Raw genomic sequence first — 16,884 nt, 5'->3', positions numbered from 1 at the left:
TGAGGCAAATACATGAGAGCTTTAAAGGGTAAACCAGCAGGCGGATTACACGGTGAACTTGTAGTCCCCGGTGATAAAAGTATTTCTCATCGCGGTATTATGCTCGGCGCAATCAGTGAGGGCATAACTACGCTGACTCATTTTCTGACCTCAGCCGACTGTTTGTCGACGTTGGCGGCCTTCCAGCAACTCGGTGTGCCCATTGAACGGACAGGAACAACGGTCACGGTCCATGGCGTTGGGTTACACGGCTTAAAGGCTAGCAGCAAAGCTCTTGATATGGGTAATTCTGGCACCACAACGCGCCTGATTATGGGCTTGCTGGCCGGGCAAAACTTTAGTTCAACGCTGATTGGTGATGCGTCGCTGTCAAAACGGCCGATGCGCAGAGTCAGCGAACCTCTGGCACAAATGGGAGCTGAGATCACGACGACGGATGGCCATTTACCGGTCACAATCAGTGGTAAGCCGCTTCAAGCAGTCAATTATCATCTGAAGGTCGCTAGCGCCCAAGTCAAAAGTGCCCTGATTCTTGCCGCACTACAGGCGCGACACCCAAGTACGTTAGTGGAAATACAGCCGACACGCGACCACACTGAACGGATGCTGCGGGCGTTTGGCGGTGAGCTCACGACTGCTGCTGACGGTGTAACGATCACTGTGCAGCCGCAACCCCACTTGAAGGGGCAAGCCATGACGATTCCCGGTGATATGTCCTCAGCGGCATTTTTCATGACGGCGGCCAGTCTTGTACCCGGTTCTCAAGTCACTTTAAAAGACGTTGGGCTCAATGAGACACGGACGGGGCTGTTGAATATCTTACGTGAAATGGGCGGTGCTATCAGTATTCAAACGGAACCGACGACGGGTGAACCGATTGGCGATCTGACGATTCAACCGGCTCGTTTAAAACCAATCGATATTGGTAAAGCACAGATTCCAGCAGTGATTGATGAACTGCCATTAGTGGCGCTGCTGGCAGCTAAAGCTGATGGCGTCAGTCACATTTCAGGCGCGGAAGAACTGCGGGTCAAGGAAACGGATCGGATCAGTGCCATTGTGACGGAATTCAAAAAGCTTGGCATTGCTATTGAGGAGCAACCAGACGGCTTTATCATTGATGGCCGTCAACCGTGGCACGTAGAAGATCCCGTGTTAGACGCACACGACGATCATCGAATCGGTATGGTCTTAAGTATTGCGGCGCTGCTAGTGCAATCTCCGCTAAAGTTAAAGGGTGCTGACAGCGTCCGCATCTCCTACCCAGAATTCTTTGATGACCTAGACAAATTACTGCAGTGAGGTGAGTGGGATGACAACGATATTGATCAGCGGTTTGGGCTTGATTGGTAGCTCAATGGCACGCGTGATGAAACAAAGCGCTGCCGAGTTGACCCTTCTTGGTGATGATCCAAACGACGATACAGCCCAGTTTCTGCTGGACCAGGGAATTATTGATGAACGCGTGACGCTGTTAGATGCAGCCAATCGAGCTGATATCATTCTTCTTGCTGGTCCCGTTTCAGTAATTATTAAGCAACTAAAGCAATTAGCGAACGTTTTATTGAAGCCCAACGTACTGGTCACCGATGTTGGTAGTTCTAAAACACAGGTGATGGCTGCAGCGAAGGACTTGGAGAACCGGCAAATTGCATTTATGGGCGGTCATCCCATGGCCGGTTCCCACCAGACTGGGGCACACGCCGGACGTAAGCATCTATTTGACCACGCGACTTACTTCCTAGTGAACGGTACCCAGACGACGGCCCAAACAAAGTCGTTTCAAGCGCTGCTAGCTACCGCTGATTTACGCTGGACCACCGTTTCAGCGGCTGAACACGATGCGTTGGTCAGTTCAATCAGTCACGTTCCACACGTGCTGGCTGCTAACTTGGTAAATACAGCTGCACAGCAATTACGTCATGATCCAGTCGGTTTGAGTGCCGCTGCCGGTGGCTTTAAAAGTACGACCCGAATTGCAGCGTCTGACCCAAGAATGTGGACGGCCATTATGCTGAGTAATGCGGACGTCATCAGTGATCAACTGACGACCTATATTGACCAGTTGAAACTGATTCAAGCCGCTATTAAGTCTCGAGATGCTGATCAGATCCGCCACTTTTTTGAACGCGCTAAAGCAATTCGTGAACAATTAGATCACGATGACTCGAGGGGAAAGTAAAACTTTAATTGACGGGAGATAAACCTTATGAAAGCGATATTAGTCGGATTCATGGGCAGTGGTAAGACCACTGTTGGTCAACTGCTGGCCGAACGATTACATACTGAGCATCGTGATCTAGACGACGTGATCGTTGAACGGGCAGGAAAAACCATTCAGCAAATTTTTGACGATAGCGGTGAAGCAGCATTTCGCAAGTTGGAACACGATGTTTTGAAGGAGGCACTGAACACGGCGGGGATCCTGTCGACGGGCGGTGGGACGCCAATTCAGCCTGCTAATTATGACCTCTTGCGTGACAGTGAAGTACCGGTGATCTTGCTGAACGTTAAGCCAGAAACAATTCTAGCACGCCTAGCTGACGACAATCAGCGACCCCTAGTGAAGGAGTTAGGTTTAAACGGCTTAATTGGGCTTAAATCTAAACGTGATTCGCGGTATCATGACGTTAGCGACATTGAAATCGAAACGGACGACCTGACGCCTGCACAAGTGGTGGATGCCATTTTGGCTCATATCAGTGTGCTGCAAGGCCGTGACGTTGTTTAGGTGGGATCAAAGATGGAACTGATCAGCATTCCGCTACGGCGGCTGGATAAGATGGTTCATCAGCGTTATCGAGATGGTACGGGAATCAATTACCTGATAAATAAGAGCCCGTTTCGGGTCGACCAGTATGGTGTTCACTTAGAATTGGTGGACGCAAAGGGTAAAGTCTATCAAAAAATTGAAGTGTATTTTGAACCCGATCAGCTCCTTTCGAAACCCTTTGAGGCTAACGGCCGTGAATACCGAATGGCATTAACCGAGTAAGCAGGCCGTGTGCAGATCAATTTAATAGCTTGAATGTGACTGCAGAATTGCTTGAATTAGGGGATTTGGCAGTCCTTTTTATTGAAGCGGTGTTTCACTTAAAGATAGGCGCATAAAAAGCGCCCCCTTACCTAAACTGAATCTAAAAACACATGCTTAATGGCGCATAAATTAAAAAGTGCTAAAACTTCGTCAAATAGACTAGCATCCTAAGGTTTGGCGGGTTATACTCAATCTTGCTGATTAAGTCTGAGATATTTTTTACAGACACTATAAGGGAGAGATTTATAATGAAAAAAATAGCTGTTTTAACGGCCAGTTTAGTTGCAGCATTAGGCTTTGTGGGCGCCGGCATGGTCAATCAGACTACCGCTTCCGCCAAGACGACGGTTGCGGCAGGAAGTCCAAGCCTGTCGATCAATAATATTTATACCACTTCAACTAAGGTCACTGGTAAAGCCTCAAAGGGCGTACGGATCATTGTTGAAAGTTCGAAGAAGAAAGTGATTGCCACTGGGACTGCTTCGAAGACCACTGGTGCTTACAGCGTTAAGATTCCTAAGCAAAAGCAGAACACTAAGCTTTATGTTTACGCGCGTAACTCTTCAACAAAACGGTATTTCTACCGCATTATGACCGTTAAGTCGCCAGCTACTAAGACGACGACCACTACCAAGAAGACAACCAGTAAGACATCAACGACTAAAAAGACCAGTTCAACCAAGAAGTCTTCAGCCGCTAGTTTTAAGATTTCAACACCAACCGGTTCGTGGAAGTCAAACAGCTATAAAGGCTGGTCAATCAAGTATTCCTTCAGCCAAAAAACGGGCTTGAACGAGTACGTTTACTATGGTAAGAAGACTGCTCATCCACTTCGGAATGCCTCTTATAGCGTAGATGCTAAGACACCAACGTTCTGGAAGATCAATGTGAAAGCCAAGGGTGGCGCTAAATCGACGTTCTACATGCGCTTTACTTCAAAGAGCACCTTCCACATTGTTAACAGCAAGAACCAAGCGATCAAGAGTTCTGTTGGCAAGGCACCAGCTGCTAACTACACTTATAAATTACAATAAATTGCATTTAGAGGAGAGTGGGCGAAGCTCGCTTTGACCCTAGAATGTAAGTCAATAGCGTCGTGGAATCCTGATTGGAACCTACGACGCTATTTGCATACTTAGCAAGAATCTGTATTTTGTCACAGCTGCCCTTGTTCGTTCAAACGATTCACTGCACTGGAGCGAAATTGGAACGTCTTTGAGCTGATAAATAAGGACGCTAAGGGCAGTAGCGTAGATGGTATTTCGGTTTGCGTCCGGCAATTGGTCTGTTACAATGAAGCTAACAAACTAACCATGGAGGTGCTCGCATGACGACTATGAAAGCAATCGGCGTAAATGCCAATCATCAATTAACTGACCTGACGCTGCCGAAGCCAAGTGCCAGTTCCAATCAGGTGCTGGTGCAGGTTGGTGCCGTTTCAGTGAATCCGGTAGATACCAAGTTAAAAGAGACAGTCACACCCAAAATGGCACCGAAGATCCTGGGCTACGATGCAGTGGGGACGGTCGTTGAGACGGGCGAAGAAGTGACCAAGTTTAGAGTTGGTGACCAGATCTATTATGCTGGTTCGACTCAAATGGCGGGTGCTAACGAAGAATATCAACTGGTGGATGAGCGACTGGCCAGTTTGGCTCCCCGGTCACTGACTGAAGCAGAAATTGCGGCTATGCCGCTTACTAGTTTGACGGCCTATGAGCTGCTATTTGAAAAAATGCAGTTTGTGGGCAAAGCTAATCAGAATCAGCGACGGACGTTACTCATTATCAATGGTGCTGGTGGGGTCGGTTCCATAATGGCACAGCTTGCGCACTGGGCGGGGTTGACGGTACTGGCCACCAGCAGTCCAAAGAACTTTGACTGGTTAAAACATAACCAAGTGGACTACCCGCTTGATTATCATGAGGATCTGCTGGTCCAGGTTCGCGACCTAGGCTACGATGGCCTCGATGCAGTTGCGATCCTTTACGCGCCGGAAGATTACTTTGACGTGGCTGCTGAACTGATCAGGCCATTTGGACATATTGGCTCAATTGTTGGTAGTTCTGCTGATTTGCCATTATACAAAATTAAAAATAAGGCTGCCAGTTTTGATTGGGAGTATATGTTTACTAAGAGTGACGCTGATTATAACGTGAATAGTCAGGGGAAGACGCTCCAATTAATTGCCCGACTTCTAGACCAGGGTGTTTTGACCCCCACGCTGACACAGGCCTTAACGGGTGGTATTAATGCTGCCAGCCTTAAGCAGGCGTACGACTTAGTCAGTCGGGGTCAGGTGCACGGCAAACTTGTGTTGACCGGTGGCTTTAACGCACCGGTCACGGATTGAAGCGTGCTGAGATGATAGCCACTAAAAAGGAAATTCGGTTACCATCGCTGTTCGTGGCCACGTTGATGTTGAACGCGGGCGCGGCGTTTATGTGGCCCCTGATTACAGTTTATTTGAATAAATACTTGGGTAAGTCACTCACGACGGCCGGAACGGTTTTGCTGATCATGTCACTTTTGATGATGGTTGGCAACTATGTCGGCGGTCTCTTATTCGATCGCTGGTCACCATACCGAACGGGCATCCTGGGCGCCGGCATGTCTCTGATGGCGATGCTGGTGCTGATCTTTTATCACAGCTGGCCAGTTTTCGCACTGATGTTATTTGTCGTTGGTTTTGGTGACGGTATTAGTCTGACAGTCGGTAATTCGTTTGCGGCGACCATCAAATCACACACCACTAGGCAGGTTTTTAACTCAATGTACATTGCCTTAAACGTTGGTGTCGTCATAGGAACGCTGCTCGTTGGTTACCTGTTGGATGATTTCGGCATCACCGTAGTCTTGGCGGTAACTAGCCTTTGTTACGTCCTACTATTTGTCTTGATGGTGACCGAGTTCAAAGTCGAGGTCCGCGTGGGCCATAATGGCTATCAGGGTGATGGTATCGTCCCCAAGCTTAACTTACGCGTGATCTGGCTGATCTGTTTGATGGTCTTCACCCTTTATGCCAGCTATTCGTTGTGGGAAAGTGTCCTTTCAGTTCACATGACGAACCTGAACATTCCGTTTCGAGATTACAGCCTGTTATGGACGTTGAACGGTTTTTTGATCGTTTTTGGCCAGCCACTAATGAACCGGATATTTGCGAGTCATAAGCTGGCAACGCAGGTGGGCCTAGGGGTGTCGATTTTTGCCCTGTCGTTTTTCCTGCTGATCTTTGCCAGCCAGTACAGTGCATTTATCATTATCATGGTAATTTTGACGGTTGGTGAAATGATTGGTTTCCCGGGACTGCCCGCTTGGGTGGATAGTTTAGCAGCAAACGGCCGAAAGGGTAAATACCAGGGAATGTATAATGTTGCCATTTCACTGGGTCGTGCTGCTGGGCCGTTGTTCGGCGGCTTAATGATCGACTACTTTAATTATCGAGCACTCTTCTTAAGTGTGACGATTGCGATGCTTTTGGCGCTTGGCCTCGTGATACTGGGAAATTTTCAGCGCAGCCACCAGTAATGTTTGACTGGGCCTGTTGCAACCTAAATAGGTGACTTTCCTGAACTTTGGAAAGTCACCTATTTATCATTTATTTAAAAAGGTTCCGACTGCCTTTTGAGAATTAAATTGCTGACACTCAATCCAGGTTGAATCCCTGCTGTTTGATCACTTGCACCAGCTCGGCTCGCAGATTCGGGTCGCGGCTCAGTTCGCCAATGATGTGTCGGCTAAACGTCATTTGTTTCAAGTTGCTGTTACGACTGGCATAGTAATCTGCTGTAGTGGCGTTGTAACGTTCCAATTCAACGGCGAAATCATCAGGCCAGATGTACTGGTTGGTAAAATGCATCAAGGCTTGTGGCAGCCGGGGTTTCAAATCTGGTTTTTCAGCGGGATGACCGACCGCAATGCCCAACAAGGGAAATGTCAGTTCTGGTAAATGCAGTAGGTCGATGAGCCGTTGCGTGTTGTTCAAAATGCTCCCCATAATAGTACTGCCAAGTCCAATGGCTTCGCCAGCTGTGACAATGGCCTCGGTGGCAATGGCAGCGTCGAAGACACTTGCCATGAACTTATCAAACGACCGTAAGACACTGGTATCTGCGTTAGCCGCTTGAGCAATTGCTAGGTTTCGGTGCTGGTCAGCAATCATCAAGAAATAATGGCCGCTATTTTCCACCCAGTGATGACCAGTGATCTCACCGATTTCGTGCTTCAGGTCCTGGTCAGTGATGCTGATGATGCTGTACTGCTGTGAAAAAGTACTGGTTGCTGCATGTTGGGCTGCGGTAACCAGCGTGGTAACTTCGGCATTAGTCAGTGACTGGCCATCAAACTGACGGACGCTTCTGTGATGATTTAAAACAGATAAAATATCCTCGCTCAAACTCTCGTCTCCTTTGTTACATGTTTAACAGCTGCACGCGTTCGACCATTTTTTTGTACACCCGTGCTTCGTCGGCGGGGACACCGCGAAGTTCGTAATTATCAATGAATGGTGCGTCAAACTTTTCACTATAACGACGTGCGGTCAAGCAGTACTGTTCATTAAAGTTCTTGTTACCGCTGCCAACGATTCCAATCAGTTGTTTGGCGTTGTCGTGATAGTCGATGTATTCGCCCATGACATTAGTCATCAGTTCTTTGACACCGTTATCGATGCCATTACCGCCGTCCAGATAGGTCGGCACAAAGCAGAAATACGGTTTCGTTTCATCGGTAAAGTCAGTTTGTTCTGAAATCTCTGTTGATACGATTTCTGGTAAGCCCTTATTTTTAATGTGCTGTGCCATCGCGTAGTGCGTTAGGTGTTCAACAAAGCTGCGGGTATTACCTTCGATTGAAATAAATAAAATACGCATTGGGTCCATGTTTTTTCCTCCGAATAACCGATAAATTGGTAGATGTTGTGTAGTTGATACTTTATGATAGCACGGATAGTGTTACAATTTCATTATAGGTTGTCGAAATATGGTGGGTTCCCAGTTTATTTGAGCATCTTTACATAAGTTGTGGAGTGCGGTTTAAGGGATTATGGCATTGGTTATATGGCATTATTTTTTGATAACGCTGATTTGAAGGCGTTGCCTGGATCTATCAGGCTGCTTTTTTGTTTCGGGAGGTGTCACTTTTTGTTGTGACCAGTACTGTATTTTAACAACGAAGTCGCCGCTAGGCCACGTGATCCTGCAATTTGAGGATTAAGGCGAATGCAACACGAATTTAAATAAACAGAAGAAAGAGAAACTAGAGGTGAAAAAATGTCTGAAAAACAAGATCTACGGGTTCGAAGAACTAACGAGCAAATTACCAAGGCTTTCTTTTCGCTTTTAAAAGAAAAGGGTTTTAAAGCCATGACTGTCCAAGATATCAGCCGACGTGCTCGGATTGGCCGGTCGACATTTTACAGCCACTATTATGATAAATACGACCTGCTTGAAAAGTTGGTGACGGAGTATACCGAAGTTTTTCGGGGTATCGTGAACCAGCGCTTCAAGATCCATACGCCAGAAATTGGCTCTAATACGGTCAAAGTTTTGATTGTGGCATTAACGCAGTATCGCGAGATCCTGCTGCAGTTATTTGACATTCATACCGAAACAGCCGATCTGGAGCGCAATTTCCGACAAATTTTGCGGTCAACGGCCTACACGTATTTTCAGCATGTCGACTTACCCAATGAGATTGATTTGCCACTAGATTATCTAAGTGACCTGTACGCCAGTAACGTGATGCTGTTCTTGCTGTGGCAGTTGCGAAACGGCAAAAACGACTCCGTGATCCAGTTTGGTGACCGCCTGCAGGAGTTTGTGCTGAACCCAACTAAGGGATTGTAATTTAGAGTAGCGCCTGGACTAGGTTACTGAGTAGTTTGACGGCGTAGCCTAGCATCACGACGCCACAGACGCGGTTGATCCACATCAGGACTTTCGGGTTTAACTGTGAACGTAATAGGCTCACGATGGTGGTGAGGCTGGTAAACCAAACGAAGGAAGAAATGGCAACGCCACCAACGAATAAGTCACCGCTGAGACCTGGCAGTGACGCCCGAAACGCCCCTAAAAGCAACGTACCGTCTAAGATGGCTTGTGGGTTAAGCCAGGCGATGGCAAAGGCGGCCATGATCGCGGTACGGTATTTAAATGCCGTTTTGGGGCTGGCGACGTCCAGCGGCGTGGTGGTTGAACGGATAAGTTGCCAGCCCAGAATGGCGATGAAGGCACCGCCACCAGCGAACAGGATCAGCTTTAAGAGCGGCCAGGTTGTCAGGAGCTGACCAACGCCAAAAAAGCAGGCTAATGACAGACTGATATCAAAGAAAATGACAATTGCACAGATGAGGTAGGCGCGGCGCTTGGGTTGTTCCAGCGCCGTATTAATTACATATAAATTTTGCATGCCGATCGGAGCGACATAGGCGAGGCCAAATAAGAGGCCTTTGAGTAAGTTGAACATATTAAAACTCCCTAGAAATCGAAAGAAGGTGTTTTGATGATCGAAGTTAACTGGCAACCAGATGCCACCAGTAAAATTCCAGTCTACCAACAAATTATTAATACCTGCATCTCGCATATTCAGCGCGGTGACTGGCCAATCAATGCCCAATTGCCATCGCAGCGGCAACTGGCGTCCCAGTTCCATGTGAACCGTAGTACCGTTGCCAAAGCGATGACCATTTTACTGGCGGATGGCGTGCTGACCACTGCATTTGGCGGCGGCACCCGAATCGCTAGTAACAGTTGGTCAACGATGATGCATCAGCCGGTCGACTGGCAAGACTTCATTGATTCGGGCGAATTTGTGGCAAATCAGGCCACGATTCAGCGCATCAACAAAGTCGAGACGCAGGCCCGCATCCGGTTGAGCACCGGTGAACTGGGACCGGATATTTTTCCGGTAGAGCTGATGCAGCACGCCATGTTGCAAGCAAGCACCAAGTTGACCAGCATGAACTATTTACCGCCCATGGGATCTCTGGCGTTGCGTCAGATCATTGCCGAACGGCTCGCTAAATGGGATATTCAGACCAGTGCTGACAGTGTGCTGATCACTTCGGGTTCCCTGCAATCCCTGCAGTTGATCGCCGTTTCCCTGTTAGCGGATGGTGCAACGGTCTACACGACACCAGCCAGCTATCTCAAATCGTTGCGGGTCTTGCAGTCGGTGCATGCACAGTTCAAATCGCTGCCAACGGATCGTCAGGGTCTTCAATATTGGCACATTACTGCCGGTGAGGGACAGCGGCTGCTGTACGTGATCCCAACGTTTGATAATCCAGCGGGCGGTGTGATGAGCCAGCAGCGGCGTGCTGATCTGATCCAGTATGCTCAAGAACGGCGGCTTCCCATTATCGAAGATTCCGCCTATCAGGATCTGTGGTTGGACGAGCGGCCACCGCAGCCGTTGAAGGCACTCGATAAGTCCGGTAACGTTCTTTATCTGGGCAGTATTTCCAAGTCGCTAGCACCGGGAATGCGCATCGGTTGGATTGTTGGACCACAATCGATTATTAAGCGCTTGGCGGACGTGAAAATGCAGACTGATTATGGTGCCAGTTCCGTGTCCCAAATGGTTTTGACTGAGGTTTTGAACGACCCTGATTACGACCGCTATCTGGAGACGGTTCGACAGAAGTTGAAATTACGTCGAGATAGCGCGTTATCGGTGCTTGAGTCTGAGCTCGGTCAGGTGGCAACTTGGCAAAAGCCAGCCGGCGGGTTCTACATCTGGCTGACACTGGATCCTGCCGTTAACGTTCAGCAGTTATTTGACCAGGCTGATCAAAACGGCATTGTTTTAAATCCTGGCTCGGTATACGGCAGCGGAGCTCAGCACAACGTTCGCCTCTCATATGCATTTGAAACCGAAAGCCAGTTTGCAGCAGGCATTAAACAAATTAGTCGGTTTATTCGAGCACAACTTTCGAAAGAATAGGTTTATTTTAGCGGCTTATCCCGTCATTGATATCAGCCAAATTTGAATTTTAAAGCCAACCAAATAAGATGGCATTTCAAAAAAATACGATAACCGATAAGTTTCCGCAGTGGAAGTTTGTCAGTTATCGTGTTTTAATATTGGATCTGATTTACGCGCGATTAGAAGAGTTGATAGCTAGATTAAGAGACGAGGTCATTAGTTCAACCTGACTTGTAAGCTCATAATCGATTAAATGAAGGAAATTGCGCCACCAACAACCGTTGCAATCAGGATCAGCTGCGCGTTAATGATCGAATAAATAAAGGTCGTTTCCTTTTTAGGCCGCTTGCTGAAACGCACGGTATTACGCCACACGATTGGGATCGTGACGAGTACTAACAGTGTCCAAAGTGGCAGTAAGCGCATGATAGCGGCAAGAATCACGCCCACGTAAGCCATGACAAAGCTGAGCTGCCATAGGAGCAGGGCGCCCTGTTTGCCCCAGTAATAAACGAGAGTTTTCCGGCCCAGATTCAGGTCTTCTTTGCGGTCGGCAATGTTGTTTGCCAACATGATGTTACTGATGGTGAAGACTGCGGGAATGGCAACGATTAGTGTTTTGTACCAGAGTCCCTGAAGGTTAGCAAGCTGGAAGACGTTAACGTAGGTGGCCAGGAAAGTAATGTTATAGCCCATTGTCAGTCCTGAAAAAGCCTCACCATATGGTGTTTTCGAAATTGGATAGGGACCGCCAGAGTAAAAATAACCAACCGCAAAACTGGCGATCCCCACCCAGAGGACGGGTAGGCCGGTGCGGTAAACCAATGTTAGTCCTAAGACGGCTGAGAACAGTGTCAGACTAATAATGGTCGTTTGTGCCTGAAGTGGCGTAATCTTAAAGTTCTTCAAGATATTGTTGTGGCTATCCTGGTCGTGAAACCGTTCATAGTCCTTGTACTGATTATGGGCGTTGACCGCGAGATGGAAGGCCACCACAGCTATCAGGATCATTAAGCTGTTGAGCCAGATAAACGAATGGTAGTAACTTGCCGCAAATAAAATTCCTAGCAGGCAGGGCATAATAGAAGTAACGGTTGATTTACTCTGCACTAACGCGCTTGCTTTATCAATGACAGTCATGTTTCTAAGCCTCCAAAGTAATCGGAATGAATTGTCCCTATTATTGTACTTTAACCCGTAAAAATTGGGTAGTGGTCTGAACCTAAAAAAATGTACAAAACGGAGAATATCAATGATTTTAGACTACTTTCTAGCTTAAAATCTGGGTCAAAACCCAGACCCAATTTTTGCAATACAAAAATGGATCCCCGATTTAGTTCAAGGGATCCACCTTTTGCATTGCTATTCAGTGATGTAAGCGTGTTTTGCCACCCTCTCGTCACCGTTAATCTTCTTCGTCTTCTTCATCCTCGGTTGGAACCGGTTCGTTTACCGTTACTTCAAACCAGTTGATGAACGAATTTTCATAATTTAAAACTTTAAAGTCAAAGTTCTCAATGTGCAAAACGCTTCCCTGTTTCAAATCCGGGTGGTTATCCAGAATTGAACCGGAAAGGGTAACCACGTCATTAGTTTCGAACTCTTTAATATCAACGTCAAAGTAACGTTCGAAATCGTAGGTGGTCATCTTGCCGCTGACTTGATAGGTGCCGTTTGGTTGTTTAAAGATGTCCTCGTTAGAAGCATCGTCAATTTCATCTCGAACGGTACCAAACAATTCTTCATAAATATCTTTATCGGTAATAATTCCTGAGGTCCCGCCATACTCGTCAACCACGACAACGATTGGTGTACGCTTGTGGATCATTTGGGAAAGCACTTCCGTGATCGGTGTTGATTCAGGGGTCGTGGAGATGTTTCGCAATAAGCGATCGATGTGGATCGTGGGGTCAACTTGCTGCTGTCGGATCAAATCGTAATTGTAGACGTAGCCCAAGATCTTATCCTTGTCACCGTCCGCCACAACGGGTAAGCGCGAGAATTTTTCTTGCAAATACATGTTGATGGCTGTTTTGACCGTTGCCGTAATGTCAATCACAATCAACGCTGTCCGGTCGATCATAATGTCCTTAGCAACCTTATCGTTTAACTCAAACGCCCGTTGCATATAAACGTAGTCGTTTTTCTCCAGCTCACCGCCTTCAACGGCGTTTCGAGATAGGCTCAAGATCTCTGCTTGAGAAAGCACCTCGTCGCTTTCATTTGCAACTGGCAGACCTAACATCTTAACGATCCCGTTAGCTGACACGTTCAATAACCAGACAAACGGGTAGAACAGAATGTGGAAGTAATGCAGTGGTGTTGTAATGTAGCGCAACACTTTTAATGGCATATCAATCGAGATATTCTTCGGCACAATTTCAGTGAAGACCACTTCTAAGTAGGTCAGCAGTAAGACTCCGATCACTGCACCGATTGCATGGGCCGTTGTGCCACCGGGATTGGTGTGCGTGATGTCCATGAGATCAAATAAAATGGCAGATAAGGTTGACTCACCGAGCCAACCTAAAATAATGCCGGCAACGGAAACCCCAACCTGAGTCGTTGACAGGTATTCGTTGAGGTTCGTTACCATTTTTAATGATCGCTTCAGCCGATTCTTTGAACCTTCACCGTTCTCGAGGGCCTCTTCGATGGCGCTAGGTCGGGATTGAACCAAAGCAAATTCGCAGGCAACAAAAAACGCCGCAAAACAGAAAGTGATTAATATGACAATCAAGTTGATAATTATCTGACCACTATCCAAGAATTCATTCCTCATTTCGTAAGTAAAATCAAATTAAAAGTTTACCTTTCATTATACAGCTAAACAAGGGTGATTTTAAGGGTTTCAGGAGATATTGATACCAATTTACAAGGGATTATCAGTACGTATCAGGAAAGTACAAGGGTGCAACTTTCATCGTCAATAAACTTAGGTACACCGATAAATTATTGATAACTATTAATAACTTAATGAATGGATGCGGAAGTTACAGTATCAACGATTTCAGCAGTGGCTGATTTAGCCGCGATGGGTCCGAAAGTGAAGATGTCGGCTAGTGAATTGCCACCCAGCCGATTACCAGCGTGAATCCCGCCAGCAACTTCACCAGCAGCGTACAGCCCGGCGATAACCTTGCCATCTTGGTCCAGTACGTGGGCCCCATTATCGATGGTCAGGCCACCCATTGTGTGGTGGATGGCAGGTTTTCGCGGCGTGGCATAAAACGGCGCCTTTTCCACCTTCAAGTCGAAGACGTTCTTACCGAAATCAGGATCCTCGCCCTTATCGACGTAAGAGTTGTAGGTGGCAACGGTTTGTTCCAGCGTATCAGGATCAACATTGATCTGCTTGGCAAGGTCGGCTAGTGTATCCGCTTTGAACAAACGGCCGTCCTTGACTTGCTGTTCAAGTTTTTCTTCACTGGTATTATATGCGGTCTTTTTGATCTCCTCATCAGCAATCAGGTAGAAGAGGCCACCGTTGTCAAATGCAGCTTTGGCGAGGACGTCACGTTCGGCGTATTCGTTAACGAACCGCTTACCTTGCTGGTTAACCATTAGGAAGTTAGCAGGTGGACACTGGATACCTGAGAATAGCTCGCCAGTTTTCGGATCGGAAACGGGCATCATTTGAATGAAGCCCATCCCAGTGAGATCAGCGTGAGCTTGTTCCGCCAGGCCAATGCCATCGCCAGTAATTGTTGGGGCGTTAGTAGTCGCAATATCATCGTCGATATGATCCCAGTAGGTATTGTATTTTTGAACTAGCTTTGTATTGGCTCCAAATCCACCGGAAGCCAGGATGACCGCTTTTGCTTGAACCGTAAAGGAGTGGTCGCCCGGCTTTTCAACCAGGACACCGCTCAAATGACCCTTGGCGTAAAGTAACCGGGTGACAGGGCTATCGGTCACAATTACCCCACCGTTATGTTTGACGTACTTGCTGAGTGCTGAAATATAAGCGCCACCAGCATCTTCAACCGGTTTATGGCCCCGACGCCACAGTGCACCGACAGGCATGGCCACTTCTGAGGTATCAAATTTGACGCCAATTTTAGCTAACCACTTTTGAGATTTAAGGACGTTATCAGTCAGGGTCTTAACTAGACTGTATTTGCCGTAAATTCGATTGCCCTTTAAATCGGTTCGGGTACCGCCTAAATAAGTTTGAATACGATGAAGTTCGATGGAATCGAAAAGGTAAGGCTTCTTAGTCTTAATATCTTCGAAGTAATCCTTGATTTGGGACTGGAGTGTCTTGAAATCATCTTGGTATTCAGGATCGATGTCGTCCACGCTCATATCCAGTAAGTTTTGAAGCGTTTGATGTTCACCAGGTAGCGCATTAAACGTGTTTTGCCATTCTGGATCAGCAGCGTTCATTGGGCCACCAGTTCGAATGGTATTGCCACCCAAAGCCGGTGCCTTTTCTAAGACAACGACTTTGCGCCCCTGATCCAAAACCGTTGCAGCTGCTGATAGGCCAGCACCGCCACCGCCGACGATGACCACGTCAGTTTGCAGATCGCTGTTGGGTTGTACCTTTGGCACGTATTTGTCACGTTGTTGCCATTCAGTCTCATCACCACCGGCTTGCTTAACGGCTTCAGCGACACCCGCAAGAATGCCACGACTCGTTTCAGATGCACCAGTAACGGCGTCAACGTTCAACGTCTGACCGTCAACGATCGCTTGCGGAATACGGTCGTAGACCACGTCGCTGATACCAGCCGTCTCGCTGCGTTCAGGCACGTTAACCGATTCAATCCGATCTTGAGAAAAGGTCACGTCAACGGGGAAAGTGCCGTTGTGTCCCTGTGCCTTAACCGAATATTTGCCGGGTTTGAATGTTTGTTTCTCATTTGCCATGTAAAAACTTCCTTCGTTTAAAATTCAGTTTAGTTATTTAATGTTAGCGGATACATACTTAATTCTATCATGAATTTTTAGCGGTGGGACTGTTTGTTCTCGACTTTCATTAGACTGTTCAGCTGATTTTGATGCTCCTGACATGGTGGTATTAAATGGTCAAGTGGCTGACCAGCATGTAAATACCGTCAGCGCTAAGTTTGAAGGGTTTTAAACACTTGCTGGGTGACGTGCAGATCAGGAATTATTTTGACTATTTTGCGTCCTTAGTCCACATAATCGTGATGGCCACCAACTAGAAAGTGTCGTCAACAGAGACGAACGGCCATAAGCGTGTTCTTAAATCTTGAACAGACCACCAACCTCACAGCATAATTGCGCTTAATTACTGAAATAGTGCTAAAATAATAATGCAACATAAATTAAAGGAGATCTTAGTTATGGCAGACAAAAGTGCAGATAAAGGCGCAACCTCAACCAAGCCAGCTTTTGAATATACTGATGAAGTGATTCAAAAGGCTGCCGACCTGATTGCCAAGCAAGGCTACGTTACCCGCAAAGACATTCCAGAAATGAAGGATTTGGACTGGGCTGACGGTTTAGGTGAAAAAGTCAATCAGTATTGCATCGATAAGAATGCTGATCGTTACATTTACCACGAAAACTTTGATTATGATGGCGGCGATATTTCCGCAATTATTTTCGATATGGACCAAATCAAGACCCGCGATGACGCCCTTCACAAGTTAGGCGAAGTATTGAACGAAAAAATCATCAACGGCAGTTTGGACGAAATCGAACACAACATTACAAATTAGTCCAGAACCTCACTATGAAAATGGTGAGGTTTTTACTTTCATTAGCACTTAAATAGTTAACTAGATCATTGACTTGTAAAGGTCTCTACTTGTGAAAATGCAGATTAATTGATGCCATGAATCATTTAAAAATAACCGTAGACACCTCGCTAAATTCCGTATTATAAACCCCGTTGGATGCTGATATCATGCATTTTATAAGAGTCGGTTAAAATCAAAATCACAAGAATC

Annotated in this window: 16 protein-coding genes; 10 read left to right on the top strand and 6 right to left on the bottom strand. The window is 46.8% G+C overall.

The features are described 5' to 3' along the window. Window positions 1-12: 12 nt before the first annotated feature. The 7 genes from aroA (at window position 13) to GM612_RS09375 (ending at window position 6,562) form a co-directional block, all read left to right on the top strand. Window positions 13-1,302, top strand: coding sequence for a 3-phosphoshikimate 1-carboxyvinyltransferase (gene aroA, locus GM612_RS09405; protein ID WP_155432126.1), 1,290 nt, complete (start codon window positions 13-15; stop codon window positions 1,300-1,302). Window positions 1,303-1,312: 10 nt separating this feature from the next. Next, the gene (locus tag GM612_RS09400; RefSeq protein ID WP_155432125.1) at window positions 1,313-2,182 is read left to right on the top strand and encodes a prephenate dehydrogenase; all 870 of its coding nucleotides are present in this window, start codon (window positions 1,313-1,315) and stop codon (window positions 2,180-2,182) included. Between the two features lie 27 nt (window positions 2,183-2,209). Beyond that, complete coding sequence (locus GM612_RS09395) at window positions 2,210-2,731, top strand: shikimate kinase (RefSeq protein ID WP_155432124.1); 522 nt, start codon at window positions 2,210-2,212, stop codon at window positions 2,729-2,731. Window positions 2,732-2,743: 12 nt separating this feature from the next. Continuing rightward, window positions 2,744-2,995: a hypothetical protein gene (locus GM612_RS09390; protein WP_155432123.1), complete on the top strand. Its 252-nt coding sequence runs from the start codon at window positions 2,744-2,746 to the stop codon at window positions 2,993-2,995. A 290-nt stretch (window positions 2,996-3,285) separates the two neighbouring features. Beyond that, entirely contained in the window at window positions 3,286-4,071 is a 786-nt protein-coding gene (locus tag GM612_RS09385) for an Ig-like domain-containing protein (RefSeq protein WP_155432122.1), read from the top strand. 293 nt (window positions 4,072-4,364) lie between these two features. Then, the gene (locus GM612_RS09380; RefSeq protein WP_155432121.1) at window positions 4,365-5,387 is read left to right on the top strand and encodes a zinc-binding alcohol dehydrogenase family protein; all 1,023 of its coding nucleotides are present in this window, start codon (window positions 4,365-4,367) and stop codon (window positions 5,385-5,387) included. A gap of 11 nt (window positions 5,388-5,398) precedes the next feature. Next, window positions 5,399-6,562, top strand: a complete 1,164-nt coding sequence (locus GM612_RS09375; protein ID WP_155432120.1) for an MDR family MFS transporter — start codon at window positions 5,399-5,401, stop codon at window positions 6,560-6,562. Window positions 6,563-6,680: 118 nt separating this feature from the next. Here GM612_RS09375 and GM612_RS09370 read toward each other — a convergent pair whose 3' ends face one another. Beyond that, window positions 6,681-7,430: a nitroreductase family protein gene (locus GM612_RS09370; RefSeq protein WP_155432119.1), complete on the bottom strand. Its 750-nt coding sequence runs from the start codon at window positions 7,428-7,430 to the stop codon at window positions 6,681-6,683. A 16-nt stretch (window positions 7,431-7,446) separates the two neighbouring features. After that, window positions 7,447-7,914 (bottom strand): class Ib ribonucleoside-diphosphate reductase assembly flavoprotein NrdI, encoded by a 468-nt coding sequence (gene nrdI / locus GM612_RS09365; RefSeq protein WP_155432118.1) that lies wholly within the window; start codon window positions 7,912-7,914, stop codon window positions 7,447-7,449. Between the two features lie 390 nt (window positions 7,915-8,304). Here nrdI and GM612_RS09360 point away from each other — a divergent pair, with 390 nt between their 5' ends. Further along, window positions 8,305-8,880, top strand: coding sequence for a TetR/AcrR family transcriptional regulator (locus GM612_RS09360; RefSeq protein ID WP_155432117.1), 576 nt, complete (start codon window positions 8,305-8,307; stop codon window positions 8,878-8,880). Between the two features lies 1 nt (window position 8,881). Here GM612_RS09360 and GM612_RS09355 read toward each other — a convergent pair whose 3' ends face one another. Further along, window positions 8,882-9,499, bottom strand: coding sequence for a LysE/ArgO family amino acid transporter (locus tag GM612_RS09355; protein ID WP_155432116.1), 618 nt, complete (start codon window positions 9,497-9,499; stop codon window positions 8,882-8,884). A 36-nt stretch (window positions 9,500-9,535) separates the two neighbouring features. On the opposite strand from GM612_RS09355, the gene GM612_RS09350 reads away from it, so the two are divergent. Further along, window positions 9,536-10,978, top strand: coding sequence for an aminotransferase-like domain-containing protein (locus GM612_RS09350; RefSeq protein ID WP_155432115.1), 1,443 nt, complete (start codon window positions 9,536-9,538; stop codon window positions 10,976-10,978). A 231-nt stretch (window positions 10,979-11,209) separates the two neighbouring features. Here GM612_RS09350 and GM612_RS09345 read toward each other — a convergent pair whose 3' ends face one another. The 3 genes from GM612_RS09345 to GM612_RS09335 form a co-directional block, all read right to left on the bottom strand. Further along, window positions 11,210-12,100 (bottom strand): prenyltransferase, encoded by an 891-nt coding sequence (locus tag GM612_RS09345; protein WP_155432114.1) that lies wholly within the window; start codon window positions 12,098-12,100, stop codon window positions 11,210-11,212. Between the two features lie 265 nt (window positions 12,101-12,365). Beyond that, window positions 12,366-13,727: a hemolysin family protein gene (locus GM612_RS09340; RefSeq protein WP_155432113.1), complete on the bottom strand. Its 1,362-nt coding sequence runs from the start codon at window positions 13,725-13,727 to the stop codon at window positions 12,366-12,368. 206 nt (window positions 13,728-13,933) lie between these two features. Continuing rightward, window positions 13,934-15,835, bottom strand: coding sequence for a flavocytochrome c (locus GM612_RS09335; protein WP_155432112.1), 1,902 nt, complete (start codon window positions 15,833-15,835; stop codon window positions 13,934-13,936). A 440-nt stretch (window positions 15,836-16,275) separates the two neighbouring features. On the opposite strand from GM612_RS09335, the gene GM612_RS09330 reads away from it, so the two are divergent. Then, window positions 16,276-16,653 carry a hypothetical protein gene (locus GM612_RS09330; protein WP_246147690.1) on the top strand — a complete coding sequence of 126 codons (378 nt, stop codon included), beginning with the start codon at window positions 16,276-16,278 and terminating at the stop codon, window positions 16,651-16,653. The last annotated feature ends 231 nt before the right edge of the window (window positions 16,654-16,884 follow it).

Source organism: Secundilactobacillus folii, from assembly GCF_009720675.1.
Classification (GTDB): domain Bacteria; phylum Bacillota; class Bacilli; order Lactobacillales; family Lactobacillaceae; genus Secundilactobacillus; species Secundilactobacillus folii.
This window is presented reverse-complemented; position numbering and strand designations above follow the sequence as displayed.

Coding starts and splice junctions, on each gene's coding strand:
- GM612_RS09400 (WP_155432125.1), top strand. CDS start 1,313: ATGACAACGATATTGATCAGCGGTTTGGGCTTGATTGGTAGCTCAATG.
- GM612_RS09375 (WP_155432120.1), top strand. CDS start 5,399: ATGATAGCCACTAAAAAGGAAATTCGGTTACCATCGCTGTTCGTGGCC.
- GM612_RS09350 (WP_155432115.1), top strand. CDS start 9,536: ATGATCGAAGTTAACTGGCAACCAGATGCCACCAGTAAAATTCCAGTC.
- GM612_RS09380 (WP_155432121.1), top strand. CDS start 4,365: ATGACGACTATGAAAGCAATCGGCGTAAATGCCAATCATCAATTAACT.
- GM612_RS09355 (WP_155432116.1), bottom strand. CDS start 9,499: ATGTTCAACTTACTCAAAGGCCTCTTATTTGGCCTCGCCTATGTCGCT.
- GM612_RS09395 (WP_155432124.1), top strand. CDS start 2,210: ATGAAAGCGATATTAGTCGGATTCATGGGCAGTGGTAAGACCACTGTT.
- GM612_RS09330 (WP_246147690.1), top strand. CDS start 16,276: ATGGCAGACAAAAGTGCAGATAAAGGCGCAACCTCAACCAAGCCAGCT.
- nrdI (WP_155432118.1), bottom strand. CDS start 7,914: ATGGACCCAATGCGTATTTTATTTATTTCAATCGAAGGTAATACCCGC.
- GM612_RS09345 (WP_155432114.1), bottom strand. CDS start 12,100: ATGACTGTCATTGATAAAGCAAGCGCGTTAGTGCAGAGTAAATCAACC.
- GM612_RS09390 (WP_155432123.1), top strand. CDS start 2,744: ATGGAACTGATCAGCATTCCGCTACGGCGGCTGGATAAGATGGTTCAT.
- GM612_RS09360 (WP_155432117.1), top strand. CDS start 8,305: ATGTCTGAAAAACAAGATCTACGGGTTCGAAGAACTAACGAGCAAATT.
- GM612_RS09335 (WP_155432112.1), bottom strand. CDS start 15,835: ATGGCAAATGAGAAACAAACATTCAAACCCGGCAAATATTCGGTTAAG.
- GM612_RS09385 (WP_155432122.1), top strand. CDS start 3,286: ATGAAAAAAATAGCTGTTTTAACGGCCAGTTTAGTTGCAGCATTAGGC.
- aroA (WP_155432126.1), top strand. CDS start 13: ATGAGAGCTTTAAAGGGTAAACCAGCAGGCGGATTACACGGTGAACTT.